Consider the following 21448-nt stretch of genomic DNA (forward strand, 5'->3'; position numbering starts at 1 on the left):
AAGGAAGTTGTGTATGGCAAGACGTGGAACTCCCACTCCGGGACAGGCAATTTTGGAAGGCATCGAATGGCTTAAGATGGACAAGGCTGAATTCGCCCGTCGCATCGGCGTGTCTATGGAAATGTTGGAAGCCCTGATTGCTGGAACCCAGCCCATTACTGCGGACCTGGCTTCTGCACTGGAATCTGTAACCGGCAGCCCCGCCGCCTACTGGAAAATGCTGGAACGTAAGTCCCGTTGTGCTTTTGCCAATGCTACGTCTGGAGCCTCGAACTTGGAGCCGAACAAATGAATATTACTGATGCTGTATCCTACATGTGTGACTTGGCCAAGAAAGAGGCTCAGCAGTTTGATGTAATTGCTTCTACTTCCCATTCCGAAGGTCTGTCCGTTTTTCAGGGACAGGTACAGAATACAGAAATTTCTGACTCCGTCGGTCTCGGTGTCCGCGTAATCAAGGATGGCCATCCGGGTTATGCCTATACGGAACGTCTGACCAAGGAAGCGGTGGCGCAGACTTTGAAGGATGCTCTCTGTCATACTCAGTGGACGGAGTCCATCGATATCCAACTGCCCAAGCCTGTGGAAATGCCGGATGAATATCCCAACTACAACCCGGCCCTGGAATCCCTGAACTTGCAGCAGATGAAGGATTTCTGCATCGATCTGGAAAAAGAGACCTTCGCGAAGTCCAAGGAAATTGAAAATATTCCGTACCTGGGTGCGGATATGACTTCGGGTTCCTCGGTAATTGCAAATAGTGAAGGCGTGTTTTATAAGGGCAAGTCCAATTCTGCATCCGCAGGGGCTGGCGCAGTTGCAGTCCGTGATGGTATCAAGAAGCTTGGAAACTTTGTGAAGTCCGGTCGCGACTGGAAGCAGTTCAGTATCGATGAAATCGCGACGAAGACTGCTGACTATGCCACGGAACTTTTTGGTGCCAAGAAAATCGAGGGCGGCAAGATTCCCGTGGTGTTCTCGGAAAGAGTTTCTGCCCGCATTGTGGGAATGTATTGCTCCGCTTTCGAAGCCGAAGCCATGCAGAAGGGACAGTCCCGCCTGGCCGGCATGGAAGGTCAGATGGTGGCTGGCGAAAAGTTCTCCATCGTTAACGACCCTCAGGGCGAATTGTTCCAGCACAAGTACCGCTGCGACTCCGAAGGCTGTGTGGCCAAGCGTGTGGAAGTGGTAAAGAACGGCGTGTTCAACGAAGCCCTCTACAATCTTGAGACGGCGGCCAAGGCTGGCCGCGAGACCACCGGCAACGGCGCCCGCGATTTCGGCAGCAAGATGGGGACTTCCTTTAACAACTTGCTGGTTCCCGCAGGTGAACTGACTACGGCCGGTTTGCTGAAGCTGTTCCCCAAGTGTCTGCTGGTTGTTCGCCTGGAAGGTGGCTCCGGCTGTAACGCCATTAGCGGTGAACTGTCTATGGGCGCTCACGGTTTCTGGTGCGAAAATGGCGTCATCCAGCATCCAGTAGATGGCGTGACCCTCAGCGGCAACTTCTTCGACATCATGAAGAACGTGGTGGATGTGGGTAGCGAATACCGGGACCCCTTCGGAACCTACATGGTGCCGGCATTAGCCGTAAGCGAACTCAGCGTTAGCGTTTAAAAAAACGAGCCTGCGGGCTCGTTTTTTTTTAGTTATGAGTTATGAGCTGTGTGCAGTTAGCTAAAGTAAGGCGCCTTCGGCGCTATTATAATGACTCTTTGCTCAATGCTGAAAACTGATGGCTGAGTAGGGCGCTTCCGGCACGATTATCTAGCTCAAAGGAGCCGCAGGCTCCGCCCCCATCCCTCGTACCTCACACCTTTGCTTGCTTCTTCTGACGGTAGATCATTACGATCAGCCAGATGAGGCCGCTAAGGACCATGACGCTGCAAAGCGTCTGGCCTCGGCTCATGCCGAAGAGGTCGTTACGTCCAAGGTGTGCGTCAGACTTTCTGAAGAACTCGATGAAGAAGCGGAAGAGGCCGTAGCCCATCAGGTAGAGGCAGGGCATCTTGTCTTTGAGCAGCGGGATGCGCCTCAGGTTGTACAGGAGCACGAACAAGATAACACCCTCGAAGCACATTTCATAAAGCTGGCTGGGGTGGTGGAGGATAGGGTTGGCCAGTGAGCTGTCGTGGGCCAGGGGGAAGTACATGCCGATGGCGCTTGTCGTCACTTCACCGTAAAGTTCCCCGTTGATGAAGTTGCCCCAACGGCCCCAGGTATAGGCCAGGGGAGCTGCCAGGAAGCACAGGTTCAGGCCCTGCCAGACATCCATCTTGTTTCGCTTGAGACCGATAATGGTAAAGACGATGCCCAGGATGAGTCCGCCGTGGTAGCTCATGCCGGCGATACCGCTAAAGTGGTATCCCAGGGCGTCGTGGGTCATGGGCAGCAGGATTTCGGTGGGGTTGGCCAGGTAGTAGCCAGGCTTGTAGAAGATCACATAGCCCAGTCGTGCGCCCAGGATGATACCGGCGATAATCCAGGTGAACAGGCTGTCGAACTGGTCCTTGGTGTAGCCCAGCTTGTCCTTCTTGTTGATGTGCCACAGCGTAAGGTAGGCTGTGACGAAGGCGAAGATGTACATGATGCCGTACCAGCGCACCGGGAAGTTGCCAAGTTCAATGGCGGTACCGTCAAAGTAAGTGGGAATCAAGTTCCACCAAGATAAATCCATGTTGTTCTCCTATTTCTTCTTTCCGCCAGTGACGTACTGGTGGGCCCAATAATTGATTAGCATGCCGGCCACCTGGGTGGTGGGCTGGGGGCGCAAGCCCTGGTTGTCGTAAATCTGCAAAACTACGATGATGATCGCCTTGCTGGGGTCTTCCTTGCTTTCGGCGAATCCCATGAACCAGTCGTAGCGGCCCTTGGGGTCGGAACCGTCCAGGGAGCCTGTCTTGCCGCCGATGTTCAGGGCGTTATAGTTCTTGCGGGCCATGTGCCTGGTGGAGATGTTCTTGCGGGCGGTGCCGTGGGTCACGGAGCGGATCATGGCCTGACGGAGTCCGTAGTAGGTGTTTTCGCTGAACTTGTTCACGTCCAGGGCCAGGCGGGTCTTGGGGGCGTAGCCGTCGAGGTCCGGGGTGGTGGACCAGGGGATTTCAAGAGGCTTCTTCATGAGGATGGCGCGGACCTGCGCGGCGGCCTGTAGGGGCGACAGCGTGGTGGCTTCGGTGAAGCCACAGCTGGCTTCGGCTAGCCCGTAGCCAGTGTCCGGCGGCGTAAAGCTGGACCTGCCCGGAAGTCCTGCGGCGTAGTTCATGTTGTAACCCAGGTTGCGGGCGGCGGCCTTAAGCTTGCTTGCTCCCACGTTCATGCCGATGAGGGCCAGGGGCGGGTTGTAGGAATGGGCGTAGGCGTCCTGCATTTCTACGGTGGGGCCATGATAATTCTGGGGAACCCTGAGCTGGTTCTTGTAAAGATGGTGGGCGCGGCCGATGAGCGGGATCGAGGTGTTCAGGGCGTAGCGGTTGCTTTCCATGGCGGCGGCGATGGTGATTGTCTTTGCCAGGGAGGCGGCGGGGAAGGTGTTGCGGGTCAGGTAGTCCGGCTGGTTCTGCACGGCGTTGTTCTTGCGTTCGCCCCAGGCCATGATTTCGTTGCTCTTGGCGTCTACGATCAGGATGATGGCGTTTTCGGGCTTGAATCGACGGAGCAGGTTGTCGATCTTTTCGGCCATGAACACGTCTTTCTGGCTCTTGATGTGGGCGCTGTCGATGATTTCTACGGCAGGCGGGTTGGATGGGGCGATTTCTGCAGTTACCGCCATCTGTGTATTTTCGATGTCTTCGGCGGTGGGCCCTTCGAACATCTTTGCGGATTCAGACGGACCGGCTGCTTTTATCTCTTGCGCCTGATTGCCTGCGGCAACTTCTTCCTTGTTATAATCGTTAGCGGGCTCTGCCTGAGTCTCCACCTTTAACTCGGCGGCTTCCGCCCCGGAAATCTTGTCTTTATAGATACACGAACCGATGCCTGCGCAAATTCCAATGAAAACGAAGATGGCGATGGCGCGGTTCCTCATGCGCACGGCGTAGGGGAGGCGGTCCTGGGTATCGACGTAAGGTTTGATGGTCATTTAAACGTTCTTTACAAATATCGTTTTTCGGTAGTATTCCAGTTCGGCGATGCTTTCGCGGATGTCGTCCAGGGCCTGGTGCTTTTCCATTTTCTCGAATTCGGGGAGGTTGGGGTACCAGCGGAAGGTCAGTTCCTTGATGGAGCTGACGTCGACGTTTCGGTAGTTGAGCCATCCGGAGAGCTTGGGCATGTACTTGTAGAGGAATCGGCGGTCCTGGGTGATGGAGTTGCCGCAGAGTACGTTGCCCCGTTCCTGGGTGAAGGGCTTGATGAAGTCCAGTGTCATTTTTTCGGCGTCGGCTACGGTGATTTTCGATTTGCGGCAGCGGTCCACCAGGCCACTCTGGGTGTGGTGGCGGGTGTTCCAGGCGTCCATGCCTTCGAAGATGTTTTCGGTCTGATGAATTGCGATGACGGGGCCTTCGGCCAGGATCTTCAGGTTTCCGTCGGTCACGATGGTTGCCACTTCAAGGATTACATCCTTTTCTGGGTCCAGCCCGGACATTTCCAGGTCCATCCACACGAGGTTCGGCGCACTTTTAATTCTTACCATAGCGGGGGCAAATGTAGATTATTGTTTGTCAATGCTTTGGAAACGTTTTTAAAGGTGGCGTGGTTTTGGCGTGGTGACCGAAAATGGGGCTGCTTTAATCCTGATGTAAGATTTCTGTAAGTTTTTTATTATAATTTTTTCGCGGTCTCGCCAATGGTGTGACTTTAATCAACAAAATGAAATTTCTACATTTGGTAATAGTTAACTGACTCAAATCTTAACCTTTGGGAATATATGGAAGAAGTTGTAATCACTGGTATGGGCTGCGTTTCTGCCCTTGGTAACTCTCCCGACGTTCTTTGGGACAGCCTCCTCGCAGGTAAGTCCGGCATCACCCCGATCACTCGCTTTGATGCAACCAACTTTACCACCAAGTTCTCCGCTAGCGTGAACGAATTCGTTGCAGACGAATACTTCAGCTCTCGCGACCAGTCCCGCTACTCCCGTAGCATCCAGTATGCCGTTTACTCTGCATACAAGGCCCTGGCCGATGCAGGTGTCGATCCTGCTGCAGAAGATCCCAGCCGCGCCGGTGTGATCATCGGTTCCGGTATCGGTGGCATGAAGATTTACACCGACACTTGCGTTGCCTATGCAACTCGCGGTCCTAGCCGTGTGTCTCCGTTCTTCATTCCCATGGCTATCACCAATATGCCTGCCGGTGAAGTTTCTAACCGCATTGGCTGGATGGGCCCCTGTTTCGCAGTGACCTCCGCTTGCGCTACTTCCAACCACGCTATCGCTGCCGCCTACGACGCTATCCGTCTGGGCCGTGCCGACATCATGCTGGCTGGCGGTGCCGACGAAACCGTGAACGAAGTCGCTGTTGCCGGTTTCTGCTCCATGAAGGCTCTGTCCAAGCGTAACGACGATCCGACCACCGCTTCCCGCCCGTTCGACGTTGACCGCGACGGTTTCGTTATCGGTGAAGGTGCTGGCGTGCTCGTTCTCGAAAGCCTTTCTCACGCTCAGAAGCGTGGCGCAAAGATCCTCGCCCGCGTTGCCGGTGTTGGCATGAGCGCCGACGCTCACCACATGTCCGCTCCTCGTGAAGACGGTGAAGGCGTTCGCATGGCTATCGAAATGGCTCTCCGCGATGCTAAGATTTCTGCTTCCGACGTTGGCTACGTCAACACCCACGGTACTTCTACTCCGCTGGGCGACGTTGCTGAATGCTCCGCTCTCGAAAAGGTCTTCGGTCTCCGCGACACTCTGAAGATCAACTCTTCCAAGTGCATGATCGGTCACGCTCTCGGTGCTGCCGGTGCTCTCGAAGCAATCATCACCATCAAGTCTCTCCAGAACCAGATGATCCACGCTACCACCAACGTGTTCAACCAGGACGAACGTATCCACTTTGACGTTTGCGCCAACAAGAACACTGCTCATAGCTTCAAGTACGCTATGTCCGATGGCTTCGGCTTCGGTGGCCACAACAGCGTCGTGCTCCTGGCTAAGGACTAATGAGACCGCTCGGCCTTTTGGCCCTTCGGCTCAAATCTGATTTTAGGAAACCTCTTGGCTTATGCCGAGAGGTTTTCTATTTTTGCAGCCCGATGAAAAGAGTGTTGAAATATATGCTTGCCGGTGTGCTGGCTGGAACTGGTGCGGCTCAGGCCGACAGCTTCCTTGGTCCCATGACCTGGCGAGATTCCACCTGGGATTACCGCTCCGAGGATCCTCAGGAAAATCACGAGTTCAGTGCCCTGAAGCTGACGGGCGTGGCCTCTACGACCCTGATCGCCTACGGTGCCGCCTACTGGCTTGTCTTTGACAAGGGCTGGTGGGGCGAGAACGGCAACGATTTCCACTTTGAAAACGATTTTGACTACGCCTTGAACCTGGACAAGCTGGGGCATTTTGCCTCGGGTGTGGCTCTGGGCGAATTCTTCTACGAAGGTTACCACTGGGCTGGTGTCTCGGAATTCTATTCCTACCTGTTCGCAGGTCTTTCTGCCATGTCCACCCATATCGCCATCGACATCAAGGACGGCTTCGCTCCCAGCTGGGGTTTCAGCATCTTTGACGTTCTGTCCGGGTCCCTTGGCGGTTTCTTGCCTATGGCAGAACGCTATGTTCCGCTGTTCAAGTATGTGGACCTCAAGTGGAGCTACTGGATCAATACCAAGGTTTACTACCGCCAGGACCACCAGGCTTCAGACGGCATCTTTACCGACGACTACGTGAACCAGACTTACTGGGCTAGCTTCAAGCCTTACCGCATGCTGCCCGCCGCAGCCCGCGCCTATTACCCCAGCTGGCTTGCCATTGCCGTGGGTCTCAGCATTGACGAGGGCGTCTTCATCAAGCATTACGAGGGAACGCCCCATCGCGAAGTCTACATCGCCCTGGACTACGACCTTGAAGCCTTCCGGCCCCAGAGTCGTCTGGCCCGCCAAATTGTGCGTTACTTGAACTACTTCAAGTTCCCGGCTCCCACGGTGCAGGTTTACCCCGAAGTCCACTGGTACCTGATGTACCCCATCAAGTTTTAAAAAAAAGCGGGGCGAATTTAGTTATTTATCCTTTGCATTGCAAAATGGGGAAAGAAATATATCTTTAGTTGCATGAATAAAATTTTCGTTCCCTTTCTTTGCTTCTTCCTGCCCACTTTAGCAATATCCGTGCCTGTCACGGGTTCTTTTACGGATTCTCGAGACGGTCAGACCTACAAAACCGTCAAAATTGGCTCAAAAACGTGGATGTCCCAGAATTTGAACTTTAAGTCCGAAGGGAGTGCCTGTTACGATAACAGTGACGAAAACTGTAAAAGGTACGGCAGACTGTATGCATTTTCATCCGCTGTAAAATCCTGCCCCCGAGGCTGGCATCTGCCCGATAACGACGAATGGACCATGTTCAAACGCTTTATCGAAGATAGCGACGGAAAGGAAGAAGCATGGGTCAGCCTAAAGTCCAGGGACAAATGGGACGGCTCCGACCGTTATGGTTTCGACGTGGTTCCGGCAGGGAAGGCTACGGATGAGTTTGTAGATCTGGGTGTGTCTGCCCATTTCTGGAGCGCTACCGAAGAAGATGGTGATGCCTTTGGTTGGCATCTGGCTCCTCCGGGGGACTTTTCCAGGGATTTCGATATCAGCACCAATATGTACTCGGTGCGTTGCCTACGCGATTAGCGTGAGCGTCCTTTTTACTTGAATTTGGCTGTGTAGGTGGCCCCGGCCGATGCGTAGACAAAACGGGGATTCTGGGCGGATCCATCTTCCCATTCTACGAAGATGCCGCCGTTTCCGCTGGCTGTCAACTTCATGGGGTGACCGTTAAAGAAATTGCCTGTGTAGCTCTGGCTGGGCAGGGCGATATCATCTAGCAGCACTGTTCCCAGTCCTGTGGCGCTGATGGTCATCTTCACCAGGGATTCAAGGCCAAATTCGTTCTGGAATTCCTGGATGACCTTGCTGTCCCTGCTGCGGGACCAGGTCTTGAGGCAGGAGCCCGTATATTCAAATCCGTTGTTGCAACTGTTGGTGTACCATAACTGAGCCCTGGGGAATTTATTCATATCGCGGGTAATATCGGAAATGGGCATGGTGGATACCATCTTGTCGACAGCGGTTTCAACCTTTGCGGAATTGACAAAACTGTTGTACAGGACGGCAGCCCTGTTTATGAAGGTGCGCCTGAAGTTCTCGTTCTTGATAATGTTGTTGTACAGGTTGTGGAAGCAGAGGCTGTTGCTGGACTTGTAGCAGGATCCGCTTGTGGTTCCGCCGTTCTTGATCCATGTAAATATGTTGGTGCTCTGGCCAAAACCGCTAACGTTCCAGGTCCAGTCAAAACCGTGGTCGATGTCGAAGGCCATGAACTTCCAGGGCTGTTCTACGGAGTGCCAGGCACGAAGGTTGTTGTTGGGCCAGTCTCCGTTGTGGTAGTAGATTTCTGCCGCCATGTAGTCAACGTAGCTGGCGATGTCCAGCATGGTTCCCAGGGTGATGTAGTTGGCGTCTATGGTCAGGTCGTTATTGACGGCGTAGTTCAGCATGCTGATGTAACCTTCGCTGGTACCACCGCTGGCGCTGATATCCGTGTTCGTATGCTTGATGACGTCCACGCCCTTGGAATCGATTCCGTAGTTGGTCTCTACGAAATGTTCGTTCAACTTTTCACGCATGTCGTGAATGCCGTAATAGACTCCGTTATAGAAAACCACCACCTGGCGAGAACGCTGGTAATCCACATGGGTCCCTTCCAGCAGGCTTACGGCCATGGGGTCTTCGATGTAGTCGCTGACAAAGCGGTTGCCGTTGTTGCGGAGGTTGAACGCCTTGAACTTTTTCTTTTCGGGGCGGGTGTCAAAAAGCGGGTACTTCAGACGGCCGTCCTGGTATTCCTTGCGCATGGCGATCGAAACGGATTTCTTGATCTGGTTTCGGCTCCAGCCGCCCATGATGGAAATCCCGGCGTCAATTTCGAAATCCTTCTGGGTGGAACGGCTGCCGTTGGCGAAGTATTCGACATGTACCGGGTACTCCACGTCTTCCCAGAACTTGGCGGAGTAACAGGGGTCCGGGGAGCACTTGGGGGCCGCGACGTAACCGTTGAAATATTCCGGAGCCACGCTGATGGCCACTACGGGCATCGAAATGGTTTCGTTGATAAAGTAGGTCTGGGTTTCCTTGGCGACGATGTCGTTACCGATAAATTCGTAGCAGCGAACGGCAGTTGTAGAAGAGATGTTCTTGTTGCTTGCCTGGGCCGTGGCACTGGTGGGTTCGGAACCGTCGTAAGTGCAACGGAACACACCGCCATTCTTCGGGGTAGGGGCGGTCAGGGTAAAGGCTGAGTAGAATCCTGCCGGCGGAAGGGCTGAGGCCGGAGTCTCGGTTTTCTGCGACGAGGAGCTTGCCTGTGATGCAGATGATTTTGGGACGTCAATAGAAGAACTGCTAACCGGTTTGACGGAACTGTCAGATGAATCCGTCTTACTGTCAGAAGATTTACCGCTGGCTATCGAACTGGAGGATGTCTTGAACGGAGACATGTCTGAACTGGACCTGAAAAGGTCGGAAGGAACATCGATGTCTACCGGATCGCCTAGAACACCGTCCTTGATGGAAACGGTAACGATTTCTTCGTAGTTTTCGCTAGAACAACTTGCGAATAGGAACGAGATAACCGCCAGTGACGGTATCAGGGAGAGAATGCTCTGGCGAAACTTTAAATGCATACATTTAATTTAATTAATCCCTCAGACAGCGGACTCCGGCTGTTGTGCCTTTATCGGCGTACGAGGGGGTAAGCGTCGCCAATTAATTATGAGGTATGAATTACGAGTTATGAGATTTAGCTACGCGGCGTAGCCGCCAAATTTTAACCTCGAAGCGAGCCCCGCGAGCGCCCTCGAACCTCGTGCCTCATCAACAATTTCTATCTTCTTTCTTTGGAGTGAACAAATGAAACGATTGCTACCATTTGCCCTGGCCCTGTTCGCGGCAACCATGTTCTTTACCGCCTGCGGTGACGACGACAGCAGCAGCTTCGTTGAACCGGAAAAGGAATCCTCGTCTAGCGAAATCCTGAGCAGCGGCGACGGGACCAGTGACGGCAATGGAGACAAATCTAGCAGCAGTGTCTCGTCTTCGACTACGAACAGCTCTTCCTCTGCAAAATCAAGCTCGTCTACAGGAGACAAGAACAGTGGCGGTGAGTCTAACCCAGCCTCGTCAAGCGTTAAGTCGAGCAGCTCGGGAACGTCTGCGGACTCGTCGGCAGGGAATAGCAGTAGCTCTAGTGAATCTGCATTAGAACCCTGTGATGCAGCAGAAGAAGGGGAGACAAAACGTGTCTTGGCAACAGGGGTCAGATATATTTGTAAGAATGGTTTTTGGGTTGAGGTTGAATCGTCTAGTTCTGTTAGCAGTAGTAGCTATTTTGACATGACGGAACAATTCAATCCGGATGTCAAGTACGGAGAATTTACAGACCCTCGCGACGGACAGAAATATCGTACGGTGACGATTGATTATAAGTACCATATGCGCGGCGTTGATTCTGTCACCATATTTGCCGAGAATTTGAACTATGGCGAGAGGGTGCCGGGCGGTACGGTACAGGGGAAAGGTACCAAGTATTGCTATGATGACGACCCGTGGTACTGCGACAACGGCTGGGGCGGTCTCTATACCTGGAGCAACGCCATGGGTTTCCCTGCCGTATGTGATAGTTTCTCTGTCGCTTCGGAAAAATGTCCTAATAAGTTCGATTTAAGCAGCGAGAATGAAAATTTCAATGGAGATGTTCTGTTTACCCAGCATCAAGGAATTTGCCCAGACGGGTGGCATGTGATGAACGAGGATGTATGGACGCTTCTGTCTGAAATGAGCGGTAGTGATGTTGCCTATTACATGGGCTCAAAGGTTACCGGATTCGGTAGCAAAAATTCTTACGGATTATCGATACTGCCAGCCGGGTATTGGCAAGAAAAAAAATTCGAACACATTACTGAGTCTGTGGGCTATTATCTGCCGCAACAACATAAAAGTCAAGGGGATGTTGCTCAAGCGGCCTATGTTAACAAAAATTCTTTTAGTCGGAGTGGAGGGGCTCTTAAGACAAATGCTCTTTCCATCCGCTGTGTAAAAAACTACTAATTATAACAAGATTTTAAACAAATTAACAAAGCCTTTCCTTTGAAAGGCTATAGGGGTTATGTGTCTAAACTCAACAAGAAGAACAAAAAGTCCAAGAAAAACCGTAACAATTACAAGATCGAGTCTCTCGAACCGAGGCTCTTGATGTGCTCGCTGCGTAAAAATGATGCTCACATATAAATTTTTTAAACGAGTTATGACAAGGATATTTGAATGAACCTGCTCAGAATTTTTTGCCTGGCCCTGTTCGCGGCAACCATGTTCTTTACCGCCTGCGGTGACGACTCCGGGAGTGGCGCAAGCGACGAAATTTCCGTGAACTCGAGCGACGACGAAGGCCTCGACGCCGCCTCCAGCACAAGTGTCACAGCTGGCGAAGCCAAGGAATCCAAGAAGAGCTCCTCGAGCAAGGGAAACTCCGCAAAATCGAGCGAAAGTGCCACCTCCAGCAGCAGTGTCATCCCCGGCACCGACCGGAGATCTAGCAGTTCTGTGGCGGCATCGTCGGGAGCGGTTAGCGATGTCGGGATTAGCTCGAGCAGCTTTGTGCTGGTAGACTCGCTTTGCGACAGCGAATATGAAGGTGGGTCAAAATTCATTTCGAAGTACAATTTGAGGTATCGTTGCATAAACGGTCACTGGATTCTACAATCCAGCAGTTCTGTTGCCCGTTCGAGCAGCAGTAGCAAGTACTACGACATGAGCGAGCTGTTTGTGAACGACCAGGGCTACAGCTACGGCGAGTTCACCGACCCGCGCGACGGCCAGGTGTACAAGACCATTCGTTATGAAGTCCTTATTTCTGGACTTGATTCCATTACTTTTTTTGCGCAGAACCTGAACTACGGGAAGATGATTGATGCCGGAATCCAGATGACCGACTCCACGAAATTCTGCTACGACGACGACCCGTGGTACTGCGACAACGGCTTCGGCGGGCTTTACACCTGGGCTAGCGCCATGAATTTCCCTGCCGCCTGCGACAGCTTTGGCTTGGGCACGAGCAAGTGCCCTGTAGAGTATGACTTGATGAAAAATCCGATTCCTGAAGCCAAAGGTGCATTGACGGCCGTTCTCCATCAAGGAATATGCCCCGAGGGGTGGCATGTGATGAGTGAGATTGAGTGGGGATTGATAATGGAAGGTGGCGGCTCGCGTAATGGTGCCAATTATTTGGGGGCAGTCCTGTGGGGGAGCAACCAACGCGGATTCTCCCTTCTGCCGGCGGGTTATTTAAAAACTCAGGATTCACGTAGCGATGAAAAACAAGTTGATTATCAATATATAAACAAATATGCTTATCACTGGATGCCTGGTGAATATGATAGGAACGAAGACCTTAAACCTGAGCTGTTTGGCCGGATGGCATACATTGAACGCGATGCTATAAGTCAACACGCGGCTCTAAAGAAAGTCAACGGGGCGTCCGTCCGGTGCGCAAAAGACTACTAATCGGATAACTCTGTCAAGTTTTTTCGTACGGCCAGGGTCAGATTGCATAAACGCGTTTTGTTAGCTGTATTCTAACTGCAGGCTCTGTCAGTCCAGACTGTATGCTGCAAACCTACTGTAAATATGCTTTGGCGCCGAAGCTAATAAACAGCCTTGAAATGGCGTTTCTGGAGTAAAAATGCAGTTTTCGACGGGCTGACAAAACGGACTTTTTATGCTAGTTGCTCAAATGTGTATGGGGTGACTTGACAGAGCCTTTGCTAAAGTGTATTTTTGTGCAGTATGGATTTGCTTTCTAAACTAGACGCAGAACAGCGTGAGGCTGTTGAAAATACCGAGGGCTTTATTCGTGTGATTGCCGGGGCTGGTTCCGGCAAGACCCGCACGCTTACCCATCGCTATCTGTATCTGGCTAGGGAGCTGGGGATTTCTCCATCCAATATTCTTTGCGTTACCTTTACCAACAAGGCCGCCGGCGAAATGAAGAACCGAATCCGCACCATGCTCAAGGGCGACGATTCCGGTTATATTTCCACCTTCCACGGTTTTTGCGTACAGTTCCTTCGCGAAGATATTCATGTGCTGAATTATCCCAAGGAATTCATGATTCTTGACGAAGACGATCAGAAGACCTTGCTAAAGAAGTGCTATGCCGAACTGGGCCTGCACCTGAACGACCTTAAGATCAGTAGTGTCATGGATTTCATTGGCGGTCGCAAGGCCAACGAGGCGGATTATGTTTCCCTGTTTGCCGACAAGGATGCCGAAGGCCTTTTGGAATTGGTGGAGGCTGCGCCTGATAAGTGGCATCGGGTTTATTACCGCTACCTATATGAACAGCGCAAAAATTTTGCGCTGGATTTTGATGACCTCATTCTGGTAACGCTTTATATTCTGGAACGCTTCCCCGAAAAGCGGGAGAAGTGGGCCAAGCGCATGATGTATGTGATGGTGGATGAATTCCAGGATATTGACGGTCAGCAGTACCGCCTGGCGGAACTGCTTTGCAGCTACCACAAGAATCTTTTTGTTGTGGGGGACCCGGACCAGACGATTTATACCTGGCGGGGGGCCGATGTCAACCGCATTCTTGATTTTGACCGCCACCACGAAGGCTGCAAGACAATCCTTCTGCAGAACAATTACCGTTCGACGCCCTCGATCCTGAAAATCCCGGATTCCGTTATCAAGAATAACGAGTTCCGTATTCAGAAGGTGTTGAAGCCCACCAGGGCCGGCGGCAAGACGCCTGTGTTTTACCACGCCAAGAACACCCGCAAAGAGGCGGAATGGATTGTGGAACGGATCAAGCAGGCAATCGATAACGGCGTCAGTCCCAAGGATATCGCAGTCCTTTACCGTATGCATTCCCAGTCCCGCTCTGTAGAAGAAGCGCTGATGTCTTCGGACTTGCCTTACAAGGTTTACAGCGGTATCGGATTTTACCAGCGCCAGGAAGTGAAGGATGTGCTTTGCTACTTGCGTATGCTGGTATACGGCGACGACTTGAGTTTTTTGCGTGTGGTGAATACGCCCAAGCGCATGTTTGGCCCTAAGAAGCAGGCTATCTTGCAGAATTACGCCGCTAGCCGCGGGCTGAATCTTTACGACGCCCTTCTAGAAATTTATGTGGCCGCCGAGGCGGAAAATGCCGCCGTCGAAAATGATGCTGTAAAGCCTGACCTGGATTGTGCCGCTTTCATGGCCCGCACCAAGGTGGGCGAGTTCGTCAAGCTGATCGAGAAGTACCGCGGGCTTTACCGCGATATGGCCGTCAGCGATGTGCTGACCAAGATGCTCCGCGAAACCGGCTACGAAGAAATGCTTCGCCTGGATGGTGACGAAGACCGCCTGGGTAACCTTGCCGAACTTAAGCAGGGCGTCATGGAGTTCGAAAAGAACTTCGAAGAAGATGCTACCCTTGATGAATACCTCCAGAACATCGTGCTGTTCACAAATAGCGATGGCTTGGGGGATGGAGCCGGCGATGGGGCGGGCGGTTCCTCTGACTCATCCGCTGAATCTGCAGAAGTCCGCAAGGATAAGGTTCAGCTCATGACCATCCACAACGCCAAGGGCCTGGAATTCCCTTATGTGTTTGTCTGCGGCCTTAACGAAGGCTGCTTCCCGGTAAAGCGTGTCAAGAACAAGGCTCAGCTAGAAGAGGAACGCCGTCTGGCCTATGTGGCTCTGACCCGCGCCGAAAATGTGCTGTGCATCAGCGATTCCGAAGATAGCGCCGGTGGCGATGTCCAATGTCGCTACCCGTCACGGTTCCTGCTGGAAATGGATATGGACGACCTGGATGTGGTTCAGGGTTTTACCGAGGAATGGTACCGCGCCGCCAAGGAACATATTGCCGAGGTGGATCGCAACCGCGAACTGGGCGAGAATCTGGATGGCGAATCCGGTGTGGATGGTGTTGTCGGCAAGAAAGCTCCCATTGCCAAGTTTGGGGAAGGGGACCGTGTCGTTCACAAGATTATGGGGGCGGGTACCGTGGTTGGTGTCGATGCCGAGAACTTATACTACGAAGTCAAGTTCGATAAGATTGCGACTCACAGGGCAATTCAGTTCGATTACCCCCTGCAAGCCGAAGAATAGATCTATTCACTCCAAATTAGGCCAAAAATACCTTTTTTTAGATGATTTTCCTATGAAGTTGATTGGAAAATGTTCCCACGGATATTTTTTTATTTACTTTAAAACCGATGAAACGATTTTTTGAATGGTTGCGCAGCTACATCCTGTATGCTTGTATTGATCCTAGGGAGTTTCCCAAGATTAAGACGGCTATGGACCGTAATAACCAGGCGGCCCTTCATGCTTTTTCAAGGATCGCGGTGGTGCTGTTTGCTACGGCCCTGTTGCTTTCCCGTTCATTCCAGATTGAAGTTAAGATTGACCAGAATTTCGGTTACAGTTTTGGCCTGGTTCTATCGCTGATTATTTTCTTCGCCAACTACTATCTGGTTCCCCGCAAGCCCAGGTTGCTGCCTTGGCTGATATACCTGTTTGACTGTGTTCTGTTCGGCTTTGGATTCCTGTTGGCCTTTGTATGTTCGCCAAACCAGCTGACCATTTCGCTTTTGGTCATGTTCGCCATCGTGCCCATGTTCTTTACAGACCGCCCTTATCGATTGGCGATCCTGTATTTCGTTTTGGAATTGCTGTTCATTCATCTTGTGAAGATTTTCAAGCCCGCCGAAATGGTGAATCTTGAAATTGTGAACATGGTGGTCTACAGTAACGTGGGCTTGATTCTTGGAACCTACATGACCCGAATGAAGCTGGAACGTTTTGTGTTTGAGTATCGAGTTAATGAATTGACGAACCAGGAACAGCTGACGAAATATTTGAAGTCCATTTCCAATATTTACGTTACCATGTATCATGCAGACCTTGATACCGGGATGTTCATGGAACTTCGTAATGATGTAGATGCCCTGAAGCCTTATGGCGCCATGGGCCCTCATGTGGAGCAGATGTTACATCATGGTGCCTTGCAGACTGTGGATCCCGATTTTCTTGAAAACGCAAAGAAGTTCCTGGACTTAGGGACTTTGAAGGAACGTCTGAAAGGGAAGACGACCATTACTCATGAATTCCTTTCGCAGAGCGGGATGTGGTGCCGCGCCCGTTATGTGAACGTGGACTTTGACAAAAAAGATGAATTGCCCCGCTACGTGATTTTTGCGGTGGAAAATATCAGCGAACAGAAGCAGCGTGAAAAGGCCTTGATTTCCCAGGCGGAAACCGATGCCATGACTGGCCTTTACAACCGCAACGGTGGCGTTTCCAAGATCAAGGAAAAGATGCACGACTGCCTGCAGGGAATGCTTTGCCTGTTTGACATAGACAAGTTTAAGTCCATCAACGACAATTATGGCCACCAGGCTGGTGACAAGGTGATTGTGGCTGTAGCCGATGCCATGCAGAGGACCTTTCGTGACGTCGATGTGCTGCTGCGTCTAGGTGGCGATGAATTTATGGTATTCCTGAGCAAGGTGACCAACGAGGAGTTGGGTGCACAGGCCATTGGACGATTCTTTACGGAACTGAATAAGGTCTCTATTGAAGGCCTTGAAGATTACAATATTGCCGTAAGCCTTGGTGCCACCTTCTTTAGGGGCGGCAAGGTTGACTTTGATGACCTTTATCGACAGGCCGACGGCTGTACCTACGAAAGTAAGAAAATCGAGGGCCGTTCCTTTACCTTCTGGCGCGGCTGATTAAAGTCCGATTCCGAATGCGATGGCGCCCATGAGGATGCCTGCGTAAATACCGCCCAGCAAGTCATCTGCCATGACGCCCCATGCTCCGGGGAAGGCTTCGAACTTGTGGATACCTAGGGGCTTCAGGATGTCGAAGAATCTGAACAGTCCGAAGGCCACTGCAAGGGTCCAGGGATGGGCGAGTATACTTGCATTAGAAATAAATGCTAACGACATGAAAATGCCGCAGACTTCGTCAATGACAATCCAGCTCGGATCTTCGGTCTGCGTATCCTTCATGGCCTTCTTGACAAAAGGGATGGCGGCGAAGAATACGAAGATGGCGGCGATAAGGAAGGCGCTGTTCAGACCGGCGGATGTTCCGCGGATGCCCAGGTCGGGTGTGCTGATTTTGGCAAATAGCAATGCCATGGGGTAGGCGACGATGGCGGCGGCCAGGCTTCCCATGGTGCCGGGGGCCTTGGGGCTCATGCCCGAACCGAAAAAGGTGCAAATCTGTGCGGAGATGAAGTCGGTACCGCGCCACTGGTGAGGGACGCGCTTCTTGCCATACTTTTCTTTAAGTTCTTCTTTGTTCATAATTTTTAGGTATCAGGTACGAGGGCGGAGCCTGCGGCTCCTTTCAGCTAAATAGTCGCGCCGAAGGCGCCATATTTTAACTCATAACTCATAACTCATAGCTCATAGCTCTTCACTATTCACTCTTCCATGGTGATTCTGCTTCTTCCTTGATTTTTTCTGCTTGTGCTTCTCGCTTCTTGTGCCAGTTGGATAGCTGCTCCCTGAAGGCTTCTCGCAGGCGTTCCATGCCGATGTTTTCGCGGGCGCTGACCTGGATGGCTTCGGGATAGTTTTCAAGCAGTTCGTTTCGGCGGGCTTCGTCGCAGACTTCCACCTTGTTGAATACGCGGAGGCGGGGTGTGTCCTTGCTGATGATACCTTCCAGAGTCTTGTGGGTGACTTCCAGATGTTCGCGGTAGTCGGGTGCGCTTCCGTCAACCACTTCCAGGATGCAGTCGGCGTGGGCGGCCACTCCCAGGGTGCTCTTGAAAGTTTCGATCAGGTTGTGGGGGAGTTTGCGGATAAAGCCCACGGTGTCGGAGAGGATGATGTTCTCGCCGTCAAGGAACAGCTTGCGGGTGGTGCTGTCCAGAGTGGCGAAGAGCTTGTCTTCGACGTAGACGTCGGCACCGGTGAGCCGGTTGGTAAGAGTACTCTTACCGGCGTTGGTGTAACCAACGATGCCGACGTGAAAGATGTCGTTGCGGTTTTCCGCCTGGCTTTCGCGGGCGTCCTCGATTTTTTCAAGTTTTTTCTTCAGTTCCTGTATGCGCTTGCGGATCAGTCGACGGTCCGTTTCCAGCTGGGTTTCGCCAGGGCCCTTGGTTCCAATACCGCCGTTATGTTGTCTACACAAGTGGGTCCACGCACCGGTAAGGCGGGGCATCATATACTGCAACTGGGCCACTTCTACCATGAGGCGGCTTTCGGCGGTAACGGCATGCTTTGCGAAAATGTCCAGGATTAACCCTGTGCGGTCAAGGACCTTGATTCCCGGCATTCTCTGTTCCAGGTTGCGGACCTGGGAACCGGATAGATCATCGTCGAAAACCACCATCTTGGCGTCGTTTTCTTCAAGGGCTTGTTTTACCTGATTTACCTTGCCTTCTCCAATAAGGGTAGCGGCATTGAATTGCTGAACCCTCTGTAAAAAGCTTTGCACAACTTCAGCTCCGGCAGTTTCTGCCAGTCGACCAAGTTCCGCCAATTGTTCGGTGGCGAGCCAGGGACGCACTTTTGGAGTGGCGATACCAACCAAAATGCAACGTTCCTTCTGGTCTTTCTCTTTCTTGTGCTCAATCGTCTTTTCTCTCATACGACTACATATTAGAAATTTGTTATTATTGTGTGCGAAAAAGGGCCTCCTATGGAAGACAAAAAGAACAACAGACCGATGGACATGAATCCCAAGTTTTTACTTGCGACTTCTGTTGCCGTTGGCGTTTTTATCGCTGCCGCTTTTTTTGCATACATTGTCCGTGAAGCTCATGTGAGACAGATTGAAATGTATGTCGCATGGGAAGTTAAGCAGAAATCGGAACTGCTGAATCATCATCTGGATGCATCCCGCGTAAAGGTTCAGTTGATGGCTTCGGAACTCTCTCGTCGGCTAAAGAGTTTGCCCGTTACGCCGGCTGCTGTTAAAGAGGTGGCGGAAAATAGTGAGGACTTTTTTGACTATGTGGACTTCCTTAGGCTCGATGGGGTCCTTGTAAGCGAAGACAATCAGTTCGATCTTTATGATGAACCCCTCTATAGGGAAGCCATTTCCAGAAAGAACAACGTCTTCTCCATTCTGAAGTCCAAGAGGAGTTTGCAGGCCCTAGCGGGATTTGTGCAGCCCGTAACATTTAAGGATTCTGTTGTGGGCTATCTGGTGGGCTCCATGGGTGGCCGTACAAAATTACGCCATTTGCTTGATTCCTCCTTGAGTAACCGCCGTGCGTACGAATACATTCTGGATTCCAAGTTGAACGTGGTCTCTTCTCTGGATGAGGCGGAATATGGCCTCCCGTTCAGGTCTGTGCTGACTGGTAATTTTGCCGATCGCAATATGGACTTGTTCCGTAAGGCCGCCTTGGATGATTCCATTGTTGAGTTCACCTATGGCGACGAGAACGGTGCCCACGTAGCCGGTGTTTATGCCATTGGCGATTACGGATTTTACCTTGTGGTCCTGGTCCCTCCGGAAGAAATTTCAAAGGTTTCTATCCAGGTTGTGGTTGGCGCCCTTCTAATAGCCTTGATCATCGTCTTGATTGTTTTCCTGGTAATCTACTTGATGAACCGTGCCAGCCGCATGATCCATACAGAAAACAGGGACCACTTCCAGAGTGTGGTCGGCGCCTTGGCGGAATCGTACGCCAGTGTCTTCGAAGTGAATCTGGATACGGGTGAAAACCAGTGCATCCGTATTGCCCCCATTCTCGTTCAGAAGGCTGGCGCTCTCTTTAGCGGAGACGCCAAGTATAATCAGATCATGGCTGTGTACGCCAACCGTATGGTTATTCCCGAAGACAAGGCCTTGTTTGATCAGGTGTTGACCCTTGAAAAGGTGAAGGAGGCTTTTGCCAACAGGTCTCAGTTTGATTTCGTATTCCGTACCCAGGGGAACGGTACGACCCATTATATCCAGGCTCTTTTCGTAAGACCTTCCAAGATTCGTCCGGAATTTGTGATGGGCTTCAAGAACTTTGACGAAACCATGGAATTGGAACGTTCAAAGCAGAAGAAACAACTGGAACAGCGAATCGCTCTGGAAACCGCCCTGGAAAAGGCTCGCTCTGCCGATAAAGCCAAGTCGAAGTTCCTGTTCAACATGAGTCATGACATCCGCACACCTATGAATGCGGTGCTTGGCTATGATACGTTGGCCCTGCAGTATTTGTGGGAACTGGGTCTGCCTCCCGAACAGACTGAAAAACTTTCTCGCTGTCTGAATAATATCCAGATGTCCGGCAAGCAGCTGATGGGCTTGATTAACTCCGTGCTGAACATGGCTCGCATTGAATCGGGCGAAGTGTTTCTGGAAGAGTCTCCCACTGTGGTGGCCGAACTGACAGGCGAAGTTGCCGTGACCTTCGAAGAAACGGCTCGAGAAAAGAATATCATGCTTCTGGTGTCCAGAAACATGGGTCACAAGTATATTTTCTGCGACAAGGTTAAAGTCCAGCAGGTGATTCTGAATGTGGTCAGCAATGCGGTGAAGTATACCGAGAACGCTGGAACTGTCAGAGTGAACTTCCGCGAAATGCCTCATGAAAAGGAAGGCTGGTGCTATATGGTGACTACCGTTGAAGACAACGGTGTGGGTATATCGGAAAGTTTCCTGCCTCATATATTCGAAGATTTTGAACGCGAACGGTCTGCGACGATTAGCGGTGTCGTTGGTTCTGGCCTTGGCCTGAGTATCGTCAAGAAGTATGTGGACTTGATGGGTGGTTCCATCGAGGTGAACAGCAAGGTTGGCGAAGGTACCAAGGTCGTGGTGAAAACTCCTCACCGTGTTGCAGAAAGCGATAGCGTGGGTGATGGTAAGAATTCGCCGAAGTACATTGCTAACCTTCAGGGCAAGCGAATCCTTCTTGTAGAAGACAACAAGTTGAATCGCGAGATTGCCGAAGAAATGCTGAAGAGTTTTGGCGTTCATGTGGAATGTTCCGAAGACGGCATGGAATGCCTTGAAAGGTTGGAACGTGAACCGTCTGGCAGCTACGACTTGATTTTGATGGACGTGCAGATGCCTCGCATGGACGGCTATGAAACGACCCGCAGAATTCGTCAAATGTCTGACCCGCTCAAGGCCTGCATCAAGATTTATGCAATGACTGCAAACGCCTTTGCCGAAGATGTCCAGGAATCGGTGAATGCCGGCATGGATGGGCATATTTCTAAGCCGGTTGACTTTACCAAGTTCTATAACCTTTTGCAGAAGGTGTTTAACTAGGGCGGGC

Annotated in this window: 16 protein-coding genes; 10 read left to right on the forward strand and 6 right to left on the reverse strand. The window is 51.7% G+C overall.

Features of this window, described 5'->3' with window-relative positions; translation table 11 throughout:
* Positions 1-13 precede the first annotated feature (13 nt).
* Positions 14-292, forward strand: a complete 279-nt coding sequence (locus B7992_RS06000; RefSeq protein ID WP_073286382.1) for an XRE family transcriptional regulator — start codon at positions 14-16, stop codon at positions 290-292.
* Positions 289-1617 carry a TldD/PmbA family protein gene (locus B7992_RS06005; protein WP_088665791.1) on the forward strand — a complete coding sequence of 443 codons (1329 nt, stop codon included), beginning with the start codon at positions 289-291 and terminating at the stop codon, positions 1615-1617. Before B7992_RS06000 ends, B7992_RS06005 begins: the two co-directional genes overlap by 4 nt.
* A 193-nt stretch (positions 1618-1810) precedes the next feature.
* On the opposite strand, the gene lgt is transcribed toward B7992_RS06005, so the two are convergent.
* The 3 genes from lgt to orn are packed head-to-tail and all read right to left on the reverse strand — an operon-like array spanning position 1811 to position 4627.
* The gene (lgt, locus tag B7992_RS06010; RefSeq protein ID WP_073160499.1) at positions 1811-2677 is read right to left on the reverse strand and encodes a prolipoprotein diacylglyceryl transferase; all 867 of its coding nucleotides are present in this window, start codon (positions 2675-2677) and stop codon (positions 1811-1813) included.
* 9 nt (positions 2678-2686) lie between these two features.
* On the reverse strand, positions 2687-4081 hold the full coding sequence (locus B7992_RS06015) for a penicillin-binding transpeptidase domain-containing protein (protein WP_073286376.1): 1395 nt from the start codon (positions 4079-4081) through the stop codon (positions 2687-2689).
* Positions 4082-4627 (reverse strand): oligoribonuclease, encoded by a 546-nt coding sequence (gene orn, locus B7992_RS06020; protein WP_073160531.1) that lies wholly within the window; start codon positions 4625-4627, stop codon positions 4082-4084.
* A 243-nt stretch (positions 4628-4870) separates the two neighbouring features.
* Here orn and fabF point away from each other — a divergent pair, with 243 nt between their 5' ends.
* The 3 genes from fabF (at position 4871) to B7992_RS06035 (ending at position 7773) form a co-directional block, all read left to right on the forward strand.
* Entirely contained in the window at positions 4871-6100 is a 1230-nt protein-coding gene (fabF, locus tag B7992_RS06025; protein WP_073160503.1) for a beta-ketoacyl-ACP synthase II, read from the forward strand.
* 92 nt (positions 6101-6192) lie between these two features.
* Complete coding sequence (locus B7992_RS06030) at positions 6193-7131, forward strand: YfiM family protein (protein WP_249269337.1); 939 nt, start codon at positions 6193-6195, stop codon at positions 7129-7131.
* A 72-nt stretch (positions 7132-7203) separates the two neighbouring features.
* A complete protein-coding gene (locus B7992_RS06035; protein ID WP_073160505.1) occupies positions 7204-7773 on the forward strand; it encodes a fibrobacter succinogenes major paralogous domain-containing protein in 570 nt (189 codons plus the stop codon).
* Between the two features lie 14 nt (positions 7774-7787).
* On the opposite strand, the gene B7992_RS06040 is transcribed toward B7992_RS06035, so the two are convergent.
* Entirely contained in the window at positions 7788-9824 is a 2037-nt protein-coding gene (locus B7992_RS06040; protein WP_088665793.1) for a CotH kinase family protein, read from the reverse strand.
* Positions 9825-10050: 226 nt separating this feature from the next.
* On the opposite strand from B7992_RS06040, the gene B7992_RS16305 reads away from it, so the two are divergent.
* The 4 genes from B7992_RS16305 to B7992_RS06065 all read left to right on the forward strand — a co-directional run bounded on the left by B7992_RS16305 (position 10051) and on the right by B7992_RS06065 (position 16931).
* Complete coding sequence (locus B7992_RS16305; RefSeq protein ID WP_141100387.1) at positions 10051-11247, forward strand: FISUMP domain-containing protein; 1197 nt, start codon at positions 10051-10053, stop codon at positions 11245-11247.
* Positions 11248-11460: 213 nt separating this feature from the next.
* Entirely contained in the window at positions 11461-12699 is a 1239-nt protein-coding gene (locus B7992_RS06055; protein ID WP_088665796.1) for an FISUMP domain-containing protein, read from the forward strand.
* A gap of 282 nt (positions 12700-12981) precedes the next feature.
* Entirely contained in the window at positions 12982-15303 is a 2322-nt protein-coding gene (locus tag B7992_RS06060; protein WP_088665797.1) for an ATP-dependent helicase, read from the forward strand.
* 107 nt (positions 15304-15410) lie between these two features.
* A complete protein-coding gene (locus B7992_RS06065) occupies positions 15411-16931 on the forward strand; it encodes a diguanylate cyclase (protein ID WP_088665798.1) in 1521 nt (506 codons plus the stop codon).
* Here B7992_RS06065 and B7992_RS06070 read toward each other — a convergent pair whose 3' ends face one another.
* Together B7992_RS06070 and hflX are read right to left on the reverse strand one after the other, a co-directional pair.
* A complete protein-coding gene (locus tag B7992_RS06070; protein WP_088665799.1) occupies positions 16932-17513 on the reverse strand; it encodes a phosphatidylglycerophosphatase A in 582 nt (193 codons plus the stop codon).
* Between the two features lie 115 nt (positions 17514-17628).
* Positions 17629-18810, reverse strand: coding sequence for a GTPase HflX (gene hflX / locus B7992_RS06075; protein WP_073161400.1), 1182 nt, complete (start codon positions 18808-18810; stop codon positions 17629-17631).
* 51 nt (positions 18811-18861) lie between these two features.
* On the opposite strand from hflX, the gene B7992_RS06080 reads away from it, so the two are divergent.
* A complete protein-coding gene (locus B7992_RS06080; protein ID WP_088665800.1) occupies positions 18862-21441 on the forward strand; it encodes an ATP-binding protein in 2580 nt (859 codons plus the stop codon).
* Positions 21442-21448 lie beyond the last annotated feature (7 nt).

Source organism: Fibrobacter sp. UWH1, assembly GCF_002210365.1.
Taxonomy (GTDB): domain Bacteria; phylum Fibrobacterota; class Fibrobacteria; order Fibrobacterales; family Fibrobacteraceae; genus Fibrobacter.

Coding starts and splice junctions, on each gene's coding strand:
- B7992_RS06000 (WP_073286382.1), top strand. CDS start 14: ATGGCAAGACGTGGAACTCCCACTCCGGGACAGGCAATTTTGGAAGGC.
- B7992_RS06005 (WP_088665791.1), top strand. CDS start 289: ATGAATATTACTGATGCTGTATCCTACATGTGTGACTTGGCCAAGAAA.
- lgt (WP_073160499.1), bottom strand. CDS start 2,677: ATGGATTTATCTTGGTGGAACTTGATTCCCACTTACTTTGACGGTACC.
- B7992_RS06015 (WP_073286376.1), bottom strand. CDS start 4,081: ATGACCATCAAACCTTACGTCGATACCCAGGACCGCCTCCCCTACGCC.
- fabF (WP_073160503.1), top strand. CDS start 4,871: ATGGAAGAAGTTGTAATCACTGGTATGGGCTGCGTTTCTGCCCTTGGT.
- B7992_RS06030 (WP_249269337.1), top strand. CDS start 6,193: ATGAAAAGAGTGTTGAAATATATGCTTGCCGGTGTGCTGGCTGGAACT.
- B7992_RS06035 (WP_073160505.1), top strand. CDS start 7,204: ATGAATAAAATTTTCGTTCCCTTTCTTTGCTTCTTCCTGCCCACTTTA.
- B7992_RS06040 (WP_088665793.1), bottom strand. CDS start 9,824: ATGCATTTAAAGTTTCGCCAGAGCATTCTCTCCCTGATACCGTCACTG.
- B7992_RS16305 (WP_141100387.1), top strand. CDS start 10,051: ATGAAACGATTGCTACCATTTGCCCTGGCCCTGTTCGCGGCAACCATG.
- B7992_RS06055 (WP_088665796.1), top strand. CDS start 11,461: ATGAACCTGCTCAGAATTTTTTGCCTGGCCCTGTTCGCGGCAACCATG.
- B7992_RS06060 (WP_088665797.1), top strand. CDS start 12,982: ATGGATTTGCTTTCTAAACTAGACGCAGAACAGCGTGAGGCTGTTGAA.
- B7992_RS06065 (WP_088665798.1), top strand. CDS start 15,411: ATGAAACGATTTTTTGAATGGTTGCGCAGCTACATCCTGTATGCTTGT.
- B7992_RS06070 (WP_088665799.1), bottom strand. CDS start 17,513: ATGAACAAAGAAGAACTTAAAGAAAAGTATGGCAAGAAGCGCGTCCCT.
- hflX (WP_073161400.1), bottom strand. CDS start 18,810: ATGAGAGAAAAGACGATTGAGCACAAGAAAGAGAAAGACCAGAAGGAA.
- B7992_RS06080 (WP_088665800.1), top strand. CDS start 18,862: ATGGAAGACAAAAAGAACAACAGACCGATGGACATGAATCCCAAGTTT.